This window comes from Oryzisolibacter propanilivorax, from assembly GCF_900103645.1.
In the GTDB taxonomy this organism is placed as follows: Bacteria; Pseudomonadota; Gammaproteobacteria; order Burkholderiales; family Burkholderiaceae_C; genus Melaminivora; species Melaminivora propanilivorax.
This window is the reverse complement of sequence record NZ_FNHP01000012.1, coordinates 21,733-34,498: the sequence shown is the minus strand read 5'-3', so window position 1 is coordinate 34,498 and position 12,766 is coordinate 21,733. Positions and strand designations below refer to the sequence as shown.

The 12,766-nt window shown below is 71.1% G+C and carries 11 protein-coding genes; 3 read left to right on the top strand and 8 right to left on the bottom strand.

Going from position 1 to position 12,766, the window contains the following annotated elements; genetic code table 11:
- Positions 1–89: 89 nt before the first annotated feature.
- Together zwf and BLQ61_RS15745 are read left to right on the top strand one after the other, a co-directional pair.
- Complete coding sequence (gene zwf / locus BLQ61_RS15750; protein WP_091572611.1) at positions 90–1,586, top strand: glucose-6-phosphate dehydrogenase; 1,497 nt, start codon at positions 90–92, stop codon at positions 1,584–1,586.
- A gap of 99 nt (positions 1,587–1,685) precedes the next feature.
- Complete coding sequence (locus tag BLQ61_RS15745) at positions 1,686–2,531, top strand: MurR/RpiR family transcriptional regulator (RefSeq protein WP_091572481.1); 846 nt, start codon at positions 1,686–1,688, stop codon at positions 2,529–2,531.
- Positions 2,532–2,547: 16 nt separating this feature from the next.
- On the opposite strand, the gene fabF is transcribed toward BLQ61_RS15745, so the two are convergent.
- Positions 2,548–3,843 carry a beta-ketoacyl-ACP synthase II gene (gene fabF / locus BLQ61_RS15740; protein ID WP_091572479.1) on the bottom strand — a complete coding sequence of 432 codons (1,296 nt, stop codon included), beginning with the start codon at positions 3,841–3,843 and terminating at the stop codon, positions 2,548–2,550.
- An 88-nt stretch (positions 3,844–3,931) separates the two neighbouring features.
- Here fabF and BLQ61_RS15735 point away from each other — a divergent pair, with 88 nt between their 5' ends.
- Complete coding sequence (locus tag BLQ61_RS15735) at positions 3,932–4,558, top strand: TetR/AcrR family transcriptional regulator (protein WP_091572476.1); 627 nt, start codon at positions 3,932–3,934, stop codon at positions 4,556–4,558.
- 90 nt (positions 4,559–4,648) lie between these two features.
- On the opposite strand, the gene BLQ61_RS15730 is transcribed toward BLQ61_RS15735, so the two are convergent.
- The 7 genes from BLQ61_RS15730 to BLQ61_RS15700 all read right to left on the bottom strand — a co-directional run bounded on the left by BLQ61_RS15730 (position 4,649) and on the right by BLQ61_RS15700 (position 12,692).
- The gene (locus BLQ61_RS15730) at positions 4,649–5,149 is read right to left on the bottom strand and encodes a YbhB/YbcL family Raf kinase inhibitor-like protein (protein WP_091572473.1); all 501 of its coding nucleotides are present in this window, start codon (positions 5,147–5,149) and stop codon (positions 4,649–4,651) included.
- Positions 5,146–7,122, bottom strand: coding sequence for a bifunctional metallophosphatase/5'-nucleotidase (locus tag BLQ61_RS15725; RefSeq protein ID WP_091572471.1), 1,977 nt, complete (start codon positions 7,120–7,122; stop codon positions 5,146–5,148). Before BLQ61_RS15725 ends, BLQ61_RS15730 begins: the two co-directional genes overlap by 4 nt.
- A 43-nt stretch (positions 7,123–7,165) precedes the next feature.
- On the bottom strand, positions 7,166–8,149 hold the full coding sequence (locus tag BLQ61_RS15720; protein WP_091572608.1) for an ABC transporter ATP-binding protein: 984 nt from the start codon (positions 8,147–8,149) through the stop codon (positions 7,166–7,168).
- 179 nt (positions 8,150–8,328) lie between these two features.
- Positions 8,329–9,306 (bottom strand): ABC transporter ATP-binding protein, encoded by a 978-nt coding sequence (locus BLQ61_RS15715; protein WP_091572468.1) that lies wholly within the window; start codon positions 9,304–9,306, stop codon positions 8,329–8,331.
- Between the two features lie 168 nt (positions 9,307–9,474).
- On the bottom strand, positions 9,475–10,386 hold the full coding sequence (locus tag BLQ61_RS15710) for an ABC transporter permease (protein WP_091572464.1): 912 nt from the start codon (positions 10,384–10,386) through the stop codon (positions 9,475–9,477).
- A gap of 96 nt (positions 10,387–10,482) precedes the next feature.
- Entirely contained in the window at positions 10,483–11,709 is a 1,227-nt protein-coding gene (locus BLQ61_RS15705; protein WP_091572461.1) for a M20 aminoacylase family protein, read from the bottom strand.
- Complete coding sequence (locus BLQ61_RS15700) at positions 11,709–12,692, bottom strand: ABC transporter permease (RefSeq protein ID WP_091572458.1); 984 nt, start codon at positions 12,690–12,692, stop codon at positions 11,709–11,711. Before BLQ61_RS15700 ends, BLQ61_RS15705 begins: the two co-directional genes overlap by 1 nt.
- Positions 12,693–12,766: the final 74 nt, after the last annotated feature.

Below are 12,766 nucleotides of genomic sequence, written 5' to 3'. Positions count from 1 at the left end.
CCGTTCGAAACGGCGCCAGCAGTGTATGCGCCCGCCGGACACGCCGATGTCGGCCGGTAGCGCGTATGAAACTCGATAACATGGCTGGCATGAGTTTCGACCTCGTGATTTTCGGCGGCACCGGCGACCTGGCCTGGCGCAAGCTGCTGCCCGCGCTGCTGCAGGCGCACCGCCACGGCACGCTGCCGCCGCAGGGCCGCATCATCGGCGTGGCGCGCGACGAGCTGTCCGACGCGGCCTGGCGCGCGCTGATCGGCGAGCGCCTGGCCGCCGTGGACAGCGACAAGCGCCCCAGCGCCGAGGAGTTCGAGCGCTTCGCGCAGCTGCTGCACTACCAGCGCATGGACCTGACCCGCCCCGAGGACTACGCGCAGCTGAAGGGCCGCCTGGCCGAGCGCAACGCCGACGTGGTGGTGATGTACCTGGCCACCGCGCCCCAGCTGTTCACCGTGGCCTGCGAGCAGCTGGGCGCCGCCGGCCTGGCGACGCCCAACACCCGCGTGGTGCTGGAAAAGCCCCTGGGCCACGACCTGGAGTCGAACCGCGCCATCAACGCCGCCGTGCGCGGCGTGTTCAGCGAGCGCCAGGTGTTCCGCATCGACCACTACCTGGGCAAGCCGTCGGTGCAGAACCTGCTGGCGCTGCGCTTCGGCAACGCGCTGTTCGAGCCGCTGTGGCGGCGCGAGACCATCGCCAGCATCGAGATCACCATCGCCGAGCAGCTGGGCGTGGAGGGCCGCGGCGCCTTCTACGACCAGACCGGCGCGCTGCGCGACATGGTGCAGAACCACGCGCTGCAGCTGCTGTGCGCCATCGCCATGGAGCCGCCGATCAACGCGCATGCCGACGCCATCCGCGACGAGAAGCTGAAGGTGCTGCGCTCGCTCGTGCCCTGGACCCAGGCCACGCTGGCGCAGGACGTGGTGCGCGGCCAGTACGCCGCCGGCATGCTGGCCGGCCAGCGCGTGCGCGGCTACCGCGACGAGGACGGCGTGGCACCGGACAGCCGCACCGAGACCTTTGTCGCGCTGCGCGCCAGCATCGCCAACTGGCGCTGGGCCGGCGTGCCGTTCTACATCCGCACCGGCAAGCGGCTGGCGGCGCACGAGGCGCACATCGCCATCCACCTGCGCGCGGCGCCGCATGCCATCTACCGCACGCCGCTGTGCGGCACCAACCGCCTGGACATCCACCTGCAGCCGCGCGACGGCCTGACGCTGCACCTGTTCGCCTCGGCCAGCGAAACGCGCAGCAGCAGCGCCCAGGCGGCGCACGCCGCCGCCGGTGCCGCCCCGGCGCTGACGCCGGTGCAGCTGGACCTGGACTTCGAGCAGCGCTTCGGCGCCGAGCGCGTGGGCGCCTACGAGCGACTGTTGCTGGACGTGATCGCCGGGCGGCTGAACCTGTTCGTGCGCGCCGACGAGCAGGAGGCCGCCTGGCAATGGGTCGAGCCCATCATGCAGGCCTGGGACGAGCAGAACGCGCGCGGCGAGGGCCCGCGCCCGTATGCCGCCGGCACCTGGGGCCCGGGCGCGGCCAGCGCGCTGGTGGCGCGCGACGGCAATACCTGGGTAGAGGAATGTTGAAACACCCCTCTGAGGCGCAGCGCGGCGGGGCAGCCCTTGCGCGGTGGCCCTGGCCTGGTGAGCGCCAGTGTCACAGGTGGCTGGCGATGGAGGCATAACGTGCTGGAACGCATCACCGCCTCCCTCCCCTCCCTGGCCCCGGCCGAGCAGCGCGTGGCGCGGCTGGTGCTGGAGGACCCGCGCGCCTTTGCCCGCCTGCCGGTGCGCGAACTGGCGGCGCGCGCCCAGGTCAGCAAGCCCACGGTGGTGCGCTTTTGCCGCAGCATGGGCTACGACGGGTTGGCCGACTTCAAGCTCAAGCTGGCCGGCAGCGTCAGCGAGGGCGTGCCTTTCATCCACCGCAGCGTGGATGCCGACGACGGCACGCCCGAGGTGCTGGTCAAGGTGGTGGACAACGCCGTGGCGGCCTTTTTGCAGTACCGCAACGCCGCCAGCGTGCAGGCGCTGGACCGCGCCGCCGAGGCCATCGCCGCGACCTGGCAGACCGGCCGGCGCATCGAGTTCTACGGCGCGGGCAACTCCGGCATCGTGGCGCAGGACGCGCAGCACAAGTTCTTTCGCTTGGGCATCACCAGCCTGTCCACCAGCGACGGGCACATGCAGGTGATGAGCGCGACGCTGCTGGCGGCCGGCGACTGCGCGGTGATCATCAGCAATTCGGGCCGCACGCGCGACCTGATGGACGCGGCCGACATCGCGCGCAAGCGCGGCGCCACCACCATCGCCATCACCGCCAGCGGCTCGCCCCTGGCGCACAGCTGCCAGATCCACCTGGCCGCCGACCACCCCGAGGGCTACGACCGCTACAGCCCGATGGTCTCGCGCCTGCTGCACCTGCTCATCATCGACGTGCTGGCCACGCGCGTGGCGCTGTCCATCGGCGAGCCCTTGCAGCCGGTGCTGCAGCAGATGAAGAACAACCTGCGCGCCAAGCGCTATACCTGAGCGGCACAGCCCGCGCCTACCCCTGCCAGCGCCGCAGCAGCAGCGACGCGTTCACGCCGCCAAAGCCAAAGCCGTTGACCAGTGCGTGTTCGATGGCCATGGGCCGCGCGCTGCCGGCCACCAAGTCCAGGCCGTCCGCCAGCGGGTCGGGGTCGAGCAGATTGAGCGTGGCCGGCGCTATTTGGTCGCGCAGCGCCAACACCGTGAAGATGGCGGCCACGGCGCCGGCCGCGCCCAGCAGGTGGCCGGTGGCGGACTTGGTGGAGCTGACGGCCAGGGCGCCGCCCGTGCCGAACAGGCGGCGGATGGCGGCCAACTCGCCCCGGTCGCCCACGGGTGTGGAGGTGGCGTGCGCGTTCAGGTACTGCACCTCGTGCGGCTGCACGCCCGCCATGGCCAGCGCCTGTGCCATGCTGCGGCGCGCGCCGTCGCCGTCCTCGGGGCCGGCGGTGATGTGAAAGGCATCGGCCGAGGTGCCGTAGCCCGCCACCTCGGCCAGCGGCACGGCGCCGCGCGCCAGGGCGTGCTGCAGCGATTCGAGCACCAGCGCGCCCGCGCCCTCGCCCATCACGAAACCGTCGCGGCCGGCGTCGAACGGGCGCGAGGCCTCGCGCGGGCGGTCGTTGTAGCCGGTGGACAGCGCCTTGGCCGCGGCGAAGGCGCCCAGGCTCACGCGGTCGATGGCCGCCTCGGTGCCGCCGCACAGGGCCACGTCGGCCTCGCCCGAGCGGATCAGCCGCAGCCCATCGCCCAGCGCCTGCACGCTGGCCGCGCAGGCCGTGACGGGCGCGCCCAGCGGCCCTTTCAGGCCATGGCGGATCGACACGTGCCCGGCCGCCAGGTTGGCCAGGAACGACGGCACGGTGAAGGGCGACAGGCGCCCTGCGCCCCGGCTGTCGGTGGTGCGCACGGCCTGGACGATGGCGCCGAAGCCGCCGATGCCTGAGCCGATGACGCAGGCCGTGCGCTCTCTTGCGCGCTCGTCCGCGGGCGGCCAGCCGGCCTGGGCCAGTGCCTGCGCGGCCGCGTCCAGCGCCAGAGGGATGAAGCGGTCCATCTTGCGCAGCTCCTTGGGCGGCGCCACGGCGCCCTCGTCCCAGCCGCCCTCGGCGTCCTGCGCCAGGCTGGGGACCAGGCCGGCGACCTGGCCCGGCACGTCGGGCGCCAGCTCCGGCGGCAGCCGCACCAGGCCCGAGGCGCCGGCGCGCAGCCGCTGCCAGCAGCGCTCCACGCCGCGCCCCAGCGGCGAAACCAGTCCCATGCCGGTGATGACCACGCGGCGGCTGGCGCCTGCGCTCGTGCTGTTGTCCATGGCGAATCCCTGCCGCTTCCGGCGTTTATGATGACGCACATCATCATAAATAGGTTTTGATGATGGAAGCAATCAATGGAGTCGCTGCATGAAAGTGTCCAAGGCGCAGACCGCGCAGAACCGGCAGGACATCCTGGAGGCCGCCGCCCGGCTGTACCGTGAGCACGGGCTGGCTGGCGTGGGCGTGGCCGAGGTGACGCGCGGCGCGGGGTTGACGCACGGCGGGCTGTATCGGCATTTCGAGTCCAAGGATGCGCTGGTGCGTGAGGCCTGCGCACGCGCGTTCGAGCTGCCCAAGGCCGTGCTGCAGGACGCGCTGCAGCATGCCTCGCCAGACCACGCGCGGCCGGCGTTCGTGCAGGCCTATCTGTCTGCCGCACACCGCGACCAGCCGGGGGAAGGCTGCCCGGTGGCTGCGCTGGCGGTGGATGTGGGGCGCGCAGGCGGCGCCGTGGCAGAGGCCTTCACACAGGGCGTGAAGGGCAACATCAGCCGTTTTGCCACCCTGGCGCACGGCCTGGCGCCGGGCCAAGAGCCGAGCGCGGCGCAGCGAACCGATGCGGTGGTCACGCTGGCCACGCTGGTGGGCGCGCTGGTGCTGGCGCGTGCAACCGCACCGGCGGACGCTGCGCTGTCGGACGAGATATTGGCGACGGTACGCGCGCACCTCACGGCGCCGCGGCCGAAGCGCCGTGGGGACGGCGCTATCAAATAGAGATCTGCTTACGCTTGTCAGCACTGGTTTTCAGCGCATTTTCATGCGAAAACTCAGACACAGCCTGCGCGGACAGCTCACTTTTTCATATCAACGGCCGTAGGTCGCAGTGAAGCTGGCCTTGGTCAGCGTGTGCGCGTTGACGTTGAAGCCGGCCAGCGCCGCTGGCGCATCGTCGGGCACGTCGATGCGCGGTACGGATAGCGCATGCACGGTGAAGACGTAGCGGTGCGGCTTGTCACCCGGCGGCGGGCACATGCCGCCCCAGGCGTACTGGCCGTAGTCGTTGCGGATGTGGCGCGCGCCCTGGGGCAGGTTGGCGCCGCCGCGGGCGCCGGCGTCGGCGGCCAGTTCGGCGGTGCCGGGCGGCAGGTCGATCACGTACCAGTGCCAGAAGCCCGAGCCGGTGGGCGCGTCCGGGTCGTAGCAGGTGACGGCGAAGCTCTTCGTGCCCTCGGGCGCGCCGCTCCAGCGCAGGACGGGAGAGCGGTTCTCGCCACCGCAGCCGAAGTCGTCGAACTCGAAGCGCGCGTCGATGCTGGCGCCCGCGACGATGTCGGGGCTGGTCAGGGTGAAACCGTGTTGGCTCATCGGGAAGTCCTTTCATCGGTGAAATGCCAGGTGCTGTAGCGCCCCTCGTCCAGGCGGCGCAGCAGCGGCAGGCCGGTGGCAGTATCGCGCGGCTGGCGCTCGATCCAGTCCAGCAGCAGATCGGCGTCCAGCACGCCGATGTCCAGCCGGCGCTCGGGCGGCACGCCGGCCAGGGTCAGGTGCCGGTCGCCGCCGCGCGCGGTGTACTCAGGCACGAACAGGCGGTATGTGCGCGGCGGCTCCAGCGGAACCCAGACGTCCCTGGCCACGTCATGGAACTGCAGCTGCGCAATGCGCTCGCCGCGCGGGCGCGTCACGTCCACGGTGAAACGCAGTCCGGCGACGTAGGGGTACGGCCCGGTGGAGCCGCGCGGGCCCCACACGGCCTCGATGCCGTCCTCCAGCATGCCGCGCAGCTCGGCGCCGCTGACCTGCAGGCGCCACAGCGTGTTGCCGAACGGCAGCACGCCGATGAGCTGCTCGCCCGTCACCGTGCCCAGCAGCGGGGTGCGCACGCCGCCGCCGTGCTGCATGGCCAAGTCGGCGCCGCCGTAGCGCAGGCGCGCCATGTCCAGGTAAGCCTGGGCCACCAGTTGCTGGATGTCGCCGCCGTGCCGGTCCACCCGGCCCTCGGCGTTGCACGCGGCGCTGGAGCGGCCGTGGTCGCGGCTGCCCGGCCCGCCAGGCACGCGGCGCGCACACAGCTCCTCGGGCGCGTGCGCCACCGGGGTGCGGGCGAACGCGGCCACGCGCGCCTCGAACGGCGCCAGCGCCGCCAGGGCGGCGGCGGACGGTTCGGTGACGCGCAGGAAGCCCAGCGCCGTGCGGCTGGCCTCCAGCGACTGCCGCAGCGCCGGCGCGGGCGGCTGGCCGTCCACCTGCATGTCGTCGCCGACCAGCACATGCGGCGTGCCGCTGCACTCCAGCACCTGGCCGCGCGCGTCGAAGTCCACGCGCAGTTCGCCCAGCACCTGGGCGTATTCGCCGGCCTGCACCAGACACACCGGCTGACCATCGGCGTTGCGCGTGCGCACTGGATAGTCGGCCACCGGCGTGCCGATGCCGGCCCGCGCCAGCCCCGGCGGACCCAGCAGGGTGTGCGAGTCGCCGCCGACGATCACGTCCACGCCGCGCAGGCGCTCGGCCAAGCGCCGCTCGGCCGCGTGGCCGATGTGGCTGAGCACGACGATCTTGTCGATGCCGCGCGCGGTGAGCCGGTCGATCTCGCGCTGCGCGGCCTCGGCCTCGTCCTCAAACTGCGTGTCCGGGTCGGGCGAGGACGACACCCGGGTCTTGTAGGCCACGGTCAGGCCGACAATGCCGATGTCCTGCCCGCCGCGGCGCAGCACCACCGAGGGCTGCACCAGGCCCGGCGCACGGCTGGGGTGCAGTGCCGAGGAAGCGCCGAAGCGCACGTTGGCGCTCAGGATCGGAGTCGGGCAGCGTCCCGTGGCCAACTGGTCCAGGAAGCCCCTGAGCACGGTGTCGCCCTTGTCGAACTCGTGGTTGCCCACGGCGAAAGCGTCGAAGCAGGCCACGTCCATCAGCGCTGCGTCGGCCGCTCCGGGCGCGCCGGCACGGTCGAAGTACAGCGTGCCGGTGAGCGCGTCGCCGGCGTGCAGCCTGAGCACGTTGGGCTTGCCGGCGGCCAGTGCGTCGAGCGCGCCGACCACGCGCGCGAAGCCGCCGACCTGCACCGCCACCGGCACGCGCCGTCCGCTGCTGTCGTCCAGCTGCAGCGTGGCGCTGCGCGGCTGCAGGTGCGAGTGGTGGTCGTTCAAGTGCAGGATGGTGAGCTGGTAGGCGCTTGGGCCGGCGGCCGGCGTCTGCACGGGGTGCGAGCCGCCACAGCCGGACAGCAGCAGGGCCAGCGCCAGGGCCTGCACCCTCGCCCTGGCCCTCTCGCGCCAGCGGGAGAGGCAGAAAAGCCCGCGCGGCCGGTGCGCCAGTCCCGTCAGAGCTCCTGATTGCATAGCAAACTCTCTTTGCCTGACCAGGGCCGAGGCCATTTTTTGCTCAAACCGGCACGGCCGGGATGTCGATCCGCCCTTCCTGCACTGCATGGCAGGCCACGCGCGTGCCGTGGCCGTCGTCCAGCAGTTGCGGGCGCTCGGCGCGGCAGCGCTCGTTGGCCCAGGGGCAGCGCGGGTTGAAGGCGCAGCCGCTGGGCGGGTTGAGCGGGTTGGGCACCTCGCCCTGCACCGGCGTGCGCGCCCGACCGGTGTCGTGCATCTTCGGGATGGCGTCCAGCAGCATGCGCGTGTAGGGGTGGCGCGGCGCGGCGAACAGCTGCACCTTGTCGGCCAGTTCGACCAGCCGGCCCAGGTACATCACGCCGACCCGGTCGCTGACGTGGCGCACCACCGCCAGGTTGTGGCTGATGAACAGATAGGTCAGGCCCTGCTGGCGCTGCAGGTCCTTCATGATGTTCAGCACCTGCGCCTGCACCGACACGTCCAGCGCGCTGGTCGGCTCGTCGCAGACCAGGAACTCCGGCTCGGTGGCCAGCGCCCGGGCAATCGAGATGCGCTGGCGCTGCCCGCCGGAGAACTGGTGCGGGAACTTGGCCATGTCCTGCGGCGACAGGCCGACGCGCGTGAGCAGCTCGCCCACGCGGGCGCTGAGCTGTGCCTTGTCGCTCAGGATGCCGTGCTCGCGCAGCGGCTCGGCGATGATGTCCTCGACCTTCCAGCGCGGGTTCAGGCTGGCGTAGGGGTCCTGGAAGATCATCTGGATGCGCCGGCGCATGGCCTTGGCGTCGCGCCCCTTGAAGGCCGCGTGCGCGTCTTGGCCGTCGAAGGCGAAGCTGCCGCGCGTGGGCGCGTACAGCCCGACCAGCAGCCGCGCCACGGTGCTCTTGCCGCAGCCCGATTCGCCCACCAGCGCCAGCGTGGTGCCGCGCTCGATGTCGAAGCTCACGCCGTCCACCGCATGCAGCAGGGTGCGCGGCTTGCGCTCGAGCACCCGGTTCAGCCAGGGCGCCGACACGTCGAAGGCCATCGCCAGGTCGTGCGCCTGCACCAGCGGTTTTGCGCCCTCTCCCGCTGGCGGGAGAGGGTCGGGGTGAGGGCCTGCGCCACCCGATCCGCCATTGCCGCCCGCGACGAGGCCTGCCCTCACCCCGGCCGTCTCCCAGAGGGAGAGGGAGGGAAGGCCGGGAGAGTGGGGTGCGTGATCGTTCATGCGGCCTCCTGGGCATCGGCAGCGTGCAGCCAGCATGCGGCGCGCGTGGCGCCTGCCGGCATCAGGTCCGGGCGCTCGACGCGGCAACGCTCGAAGGCGTGCGGGCAGCGCGGGTTGAAGGCGCAGCCCGGCGGAATGGCGTTCAGCCGCGGCATGGCGCCGTCGATCTGGGCCAGGCGCTCGCGCTCGCTGTCCATGTCGGGGATGGAGGCCATCAGGCCGGCGGTGTAGGGGTGCGCCGGGTGGTTGATGACCTCGTGCACCGGGCCGATCTCGGCGATGCGCCCGGCGTACATCACGGCCACGCGGTCGCAGGTCTCGGCGATCACGCCCATGTCGTGGGTGATGAGCATGACCGCGGCGCCGCGGCTTTTGCAGATGGATTTCAGCAGCTGGATGATCTGTGCCTGGATCGACACGTCCAGCGCCGTGGTCGGCTCGTCGGCGACGATCAGCTGCGGCTCGGCCGCCAGCGCCAGGGCGATGACCACGCGCTGGCGCATGCCGCCGGAGAACTGATGCGGGTAGTGGTCAATGCGCTGCTCGGCGGCCGGGATGCCGGTGTCCTGCAGCAGTTCGATGGCGCGAGCGCGTGCCTGCGCCGCGTCCAGCGGCAGGTGCGTGTGGATGGTCTCGACGAGCTGCTGGCCCACCGTGTAGAGCGGATTAAGCGAGGTCAGCGGGTCCTGGAAGATGGCGCCGATGCGCCGCCCGCGGATGTGGCGCATCTGCGCGTGCGGCAGGTCGTCGATGCGCTGGCCCTCCAGCACGATACGCCCGCCGGCCACGCGCCCGGGTGGCTCGAGCAAGCCGATGATGGACGCGCCGGTGAGCGACTTGCCGGCGCCGGATTCGCCCACCACGCCCAGGATCTCGCCCGGCGCGATGGAAAAGCTCACGTCGTCCAGCGCGCGCAACGTGCCGCGCCGGTTCGGGAATTCGACGATCAGGTTCTGGACTTCAAGCAAGGACATGGCGGAATTCCGGCCCGTCAATACGGGCCAAAACGGTGAAAACAGGCGCGTTCCAGGCCAGCGGACGCCGTGGATCTGGCTGTGCCAGGCCACTGGCGTCGTCCCCCTTCCCGAAGGGCGCAGCCGTTCGAGAGAAGGGGGAAGCCGCGCAGCGGCTCAGGGGGTTGTTCACCTCAATCTGGGGTTGAGCGCATCGCGCAGCCAGTCGCCCAGCAGGTTCACCGACAGCGCGATCAGCACCAGCATGGCGCCGGGGAAGACGGTGATCCACCACTCGCCCGAGAACAAATAATCGTTGCCCACGCGGATCAGCGTGCCCAGCGACGGCGAGGTCGGTGGCGCGCCCACGCCCAGGAATGACAGTGTGGCCTCGGTGATGATGGCCGTGGCCACCTGGATGGTGGCCAGCACCATGACCGGGCCGAGCACGTTGGGCAGCACGTGCCGGCGCATGATGCGCAGGGGCGGCACGCCGGTCACGCGCGCAGCCTGCACGTATTCCTTGCTGCGCTCGACCAAAGTGCTGCCGCGCACGGTGCGCGCGTACTGCACCCAGCCGGTGAGCGAGATCGACACGATCAGCACGCCGAAGGCCAGCGAGTCCGGCGCGTTCGGGAACACCGCCCGGCCCACGCCGGCGATCAGCAGCGCGATCAGGATGGCGGGGAAGGACAGCATCACGTCGCACAGGCGCATCAGCACCGCGTCCACCCAGCCGCCGGCGAAACCCGCCCACAGGCCCAGCCCCACGCCCAGCACTACCGAGATCGCCACCGACGCCAGGCCGACGACCAGCGAGATGCGCGCGCCGTAGATCAGCGCGGAGAGGATGTCGCGGCCCTGGTCGTCGGTGCCCAGCGGGTATTTCGTCGTGCCGCCCTCCAGCCAGGCGGGCGGCAGGCGCGCGTCGCCCAGCTCCAGCGTCGCCAGGTCGAAAGGGTTGTGCGGCGCCACCCAGCCGGCGAACAGCGCGCAGACCGCGCAGATGAGCGCGATCAGCGCCGCCAGCATGGCCACGGGGGAGCTGCGGAAGCTGTGAAAAACGTCGCTGTCCCACCAGCGCGAGAGGGTGTGCATCATGGTCGGCGTGGAGTGATTTTCATGCGAAACAGGCCGCCAGCCCTTTTGAATAAAGGGCCTGCAGCTATGGGAATGAGAGTAAAGAGTCGCCCCACCCTACAACCCGGTTGCCAGCGGCATGCCCTGTTCCACCAGCCCGGCCAGCAGCGCCGCGCCCAGCGGCAGCACTTCATCGTTGAAGTCGTAGCGGCTGTTGTGCAGCGTGCAATGACCCGCGCCCATGCCCTGGCCCAGGCGCAGGTAGGCGCCGGGCCGGGCCTGCAGCATGAAGGAGAAATCCTCCGCGCCCATGCTCGGCTCGAGGTCCCGCACCACCTGGTGCTCGCCCACCAGGCTGGCGGCCACATCGCCGGCGAAGCGCGCCTCGGCCGGGGTGTTGATGGTGGCCGGGTAGATGCGCTCGTAGCGCACGCTGGCCGTCGCGCCAAAGCCCAACGCCACGGCGCTGCAGAGCTCCTGGATGCGCTGCGCCACCAGGTTCTGCACCGCTGGATCGAACGCGCGCACCGTGCCGACCAGCGTGGCCGTGCCCGGCAGCACGCTGAACGCGCCCAGGTCGCCGGCCTGCAGCGCGCAGACGCTGACCACGGCACTGTCGATCGGCCTCACGTTGCGCGCCACGATGCTCTGCAGCGCGGTGACGATGTGCGCCGCCACCAGCACCACGTCCACCGTCTGGTAGGGATGCGCGCCATGCCCACCGCGGCCGGTGATGTCGATGGTGATGCGGTCGGCGGCGGCCATCATGGCGCCGTCGTTCAGGCCTACCGTGCCGGGCTTCATGGCCGGCCAGTTGTGCATGGCGTACACCGCCTGCACGGGCCAGCGCTCGAACAGGCCGTCCTCGATCATCACCCGCGCGCCGCCCAGTCCCTCCTCGCCCGGCTGGAAGATCAGCACCGCCGTGCCGTCGAAGTCGCGCGTGGCGGCCAGGTAGCGCGCCGCGCCCACCAGCATCGCCGTGTGCCCGTCGTGGCCGCAGCCGTGCATGAGTCCGGACTTGGTCGAGCGCCAGGGGAACTCGTTGTGCTCGGCCATGGGCAGCGCATCCATGTCGGCGCGCAGGCCGAGCATGGCCTTGCTGCCGCGTCCGCGGCCGTGGATCAGCGCCACCAGGCCGGTCTTGCCGATGCCCTCGTGGATCTCGTCCACGCCGCAGGCGCGCAGCGCTTCCCGCACGCGCGCGACGGTGTAGACCTCCTCGAAGCCGAGTTCCGGGTGGGCGTGCAGGTCGCGGCGCAGCGCGGTGAGCTCGGGGTGGAACTGCGCGATCTGCGCGAAGGCGCGGCCGCTGGCCTGATAGCGTGGGGTTGTCGTGTGCATTAATGCCCCCCACCCTTGCCGGAGACGCGCAGGCGCGGATCGACGGCGAAGTACAGCAGGTCCACCACCAGGTTGATGACCACGAAGATCAGCGCGATCAGGCACAGGTAGGCGGCCATGACCGGGATGTCCGCGAAGGTGACCGCCTGGATGAACAGCAGGCCCATGCCGGGCCACTGGAACACCGTCTCGGTGATGATGGCGAAGGCGATCAGCCCGCCGATCTGCAGCCCGGTGATGGTCATGACCGGCACCAGCGTGTTCTTCAGCGCATGGCCGAAGTGGATCGCGCGGTCGGACAGGCCGCGCGCGCGGGCGAACTTGATGTAGTCGGTGCGCAGTACCTCCAGCATCTCGGCGCGCACCAGCCGCATGATCAGCGTGAGCTGGAAGATCGCCAGCGTCACCGCCGGCAGCACCAAGTGGTGCCAGCCCTTGAGGCTCAACAGCCCGGTGCTCCACCAGCCGATCTGTGTCGTCGGCCCGCGCCCGTAGCTGGGGAACCAGCCCAGCGTCACCGAAAACACCAGGATCAGCAGGATGCCGATCAGGAAGGTGGGCAGCGACACGCCCAGCAGCGACAGGGTCATGAACGTCTGGCTCAGGAAGGTGCCGCGCCTGAGCGCCGCGTACACGCCCATCGGCACGCCCACCAGCAGCGCGATGGCGGCGGCCACCAGGGCGAGTTCCAGCGTCGCCGGGAAGCGCTCTGCGATCAGCCGCGAGACCTTGGCGCCCTGGCGCAGCGACAGGCCGAACTCGCCCTGCGCGGCATTCACCAGGAAGTGCCAGAACTGCACGATGAACGGCTGATCCAGCCCGAGCGCGGCGCGCATCTCGGTGATCTGCTCGGGCGTGGCGTCCTGGCCCAGCAGGAACACCACCGGGTCGCCCACGAACTGGAACAGCATGAAGGAAATGAAGGCCACGGCGACCATGACGAGCACGGCCTGGGCGAGGCGCCGAAGGATGAAAGCCAGCATGCAGATGGGTTGGCTGAAGGGGGTGGACGCATGCTAGCAGGCGGGTGGGCCCGGCACGGCATGCGGTGCGCGAC

Coding starts and splice junctions, on each gene's coding strand:
- BLQ61_RS15710 (WP_091572464.1), bottom strand. CDS start 10,386: ATGATGCACACCCTCTCGCGCTGGTGGGACAGCGACGTTTTTCACAGC.
- BLQ61_RS15725 (WP_091572471.1), bottom strand. CDS start 7,122: ATGCAATCAGGAGCTCTGACGGGACTGGCGCACCGGCCGCGCGGGCTT.
- BLQ61_RS15700 (WP_091572458.1), bottom strand. CDS start 12,692: ATGCTGGCTTTCATCCTTCGGCGCCTCGCCCAGGCCGTGCTCGTCATG.
- zwf (WP_091572611.1), top strand. CDS start 90: ATGAGTTTCGACCTCGTGATTTTCGGCGGCACCGGCGACCTGGCCTGG.
- BLQ61_RS15705 (WP_091572461.1), bottom strand. CDS start 11,709: ATGCACACGACAACCCCACGCTATCAGGCCAGCGGCCGCGCCTTCGCG.
- BLQ61_RS15720 (WP_091572608.1), bottom strand. CDS start 8,149: ATGGCCTTCGACGTGTCGGCGCCCTGGCTGAACCGGGTGCTCGAGCGC.
- fabF (WP_091572479.1), bottom strand. CDS start 3,843: ATGGACAACAGCACGAGCGCAGGCGCCAGCCGCCGCGTGGTCATCACC.
- BLQ61_RS15735 (WP_091572476.1), top strand. CDS start 3,932: ATGAAAGTGTCCAAGGCGCAGACCGCGCAGAACCGGCAGGACATCCTG.
- BLQ61_RS15715 (WP_091572468.1), bottom strand. CDS start 9,306: ATGTCCTTGCTTGAAGTCCAGAACCTGATCGTCGAATTCCCGAACCGG.
- BLQ61_RS15730 (WP_091572473.1), bottom strand. CDS start 5,149: ATGAGCCAACACGGTTTCACCCTGACCAGCCCCGACATCGTCGCGGGC.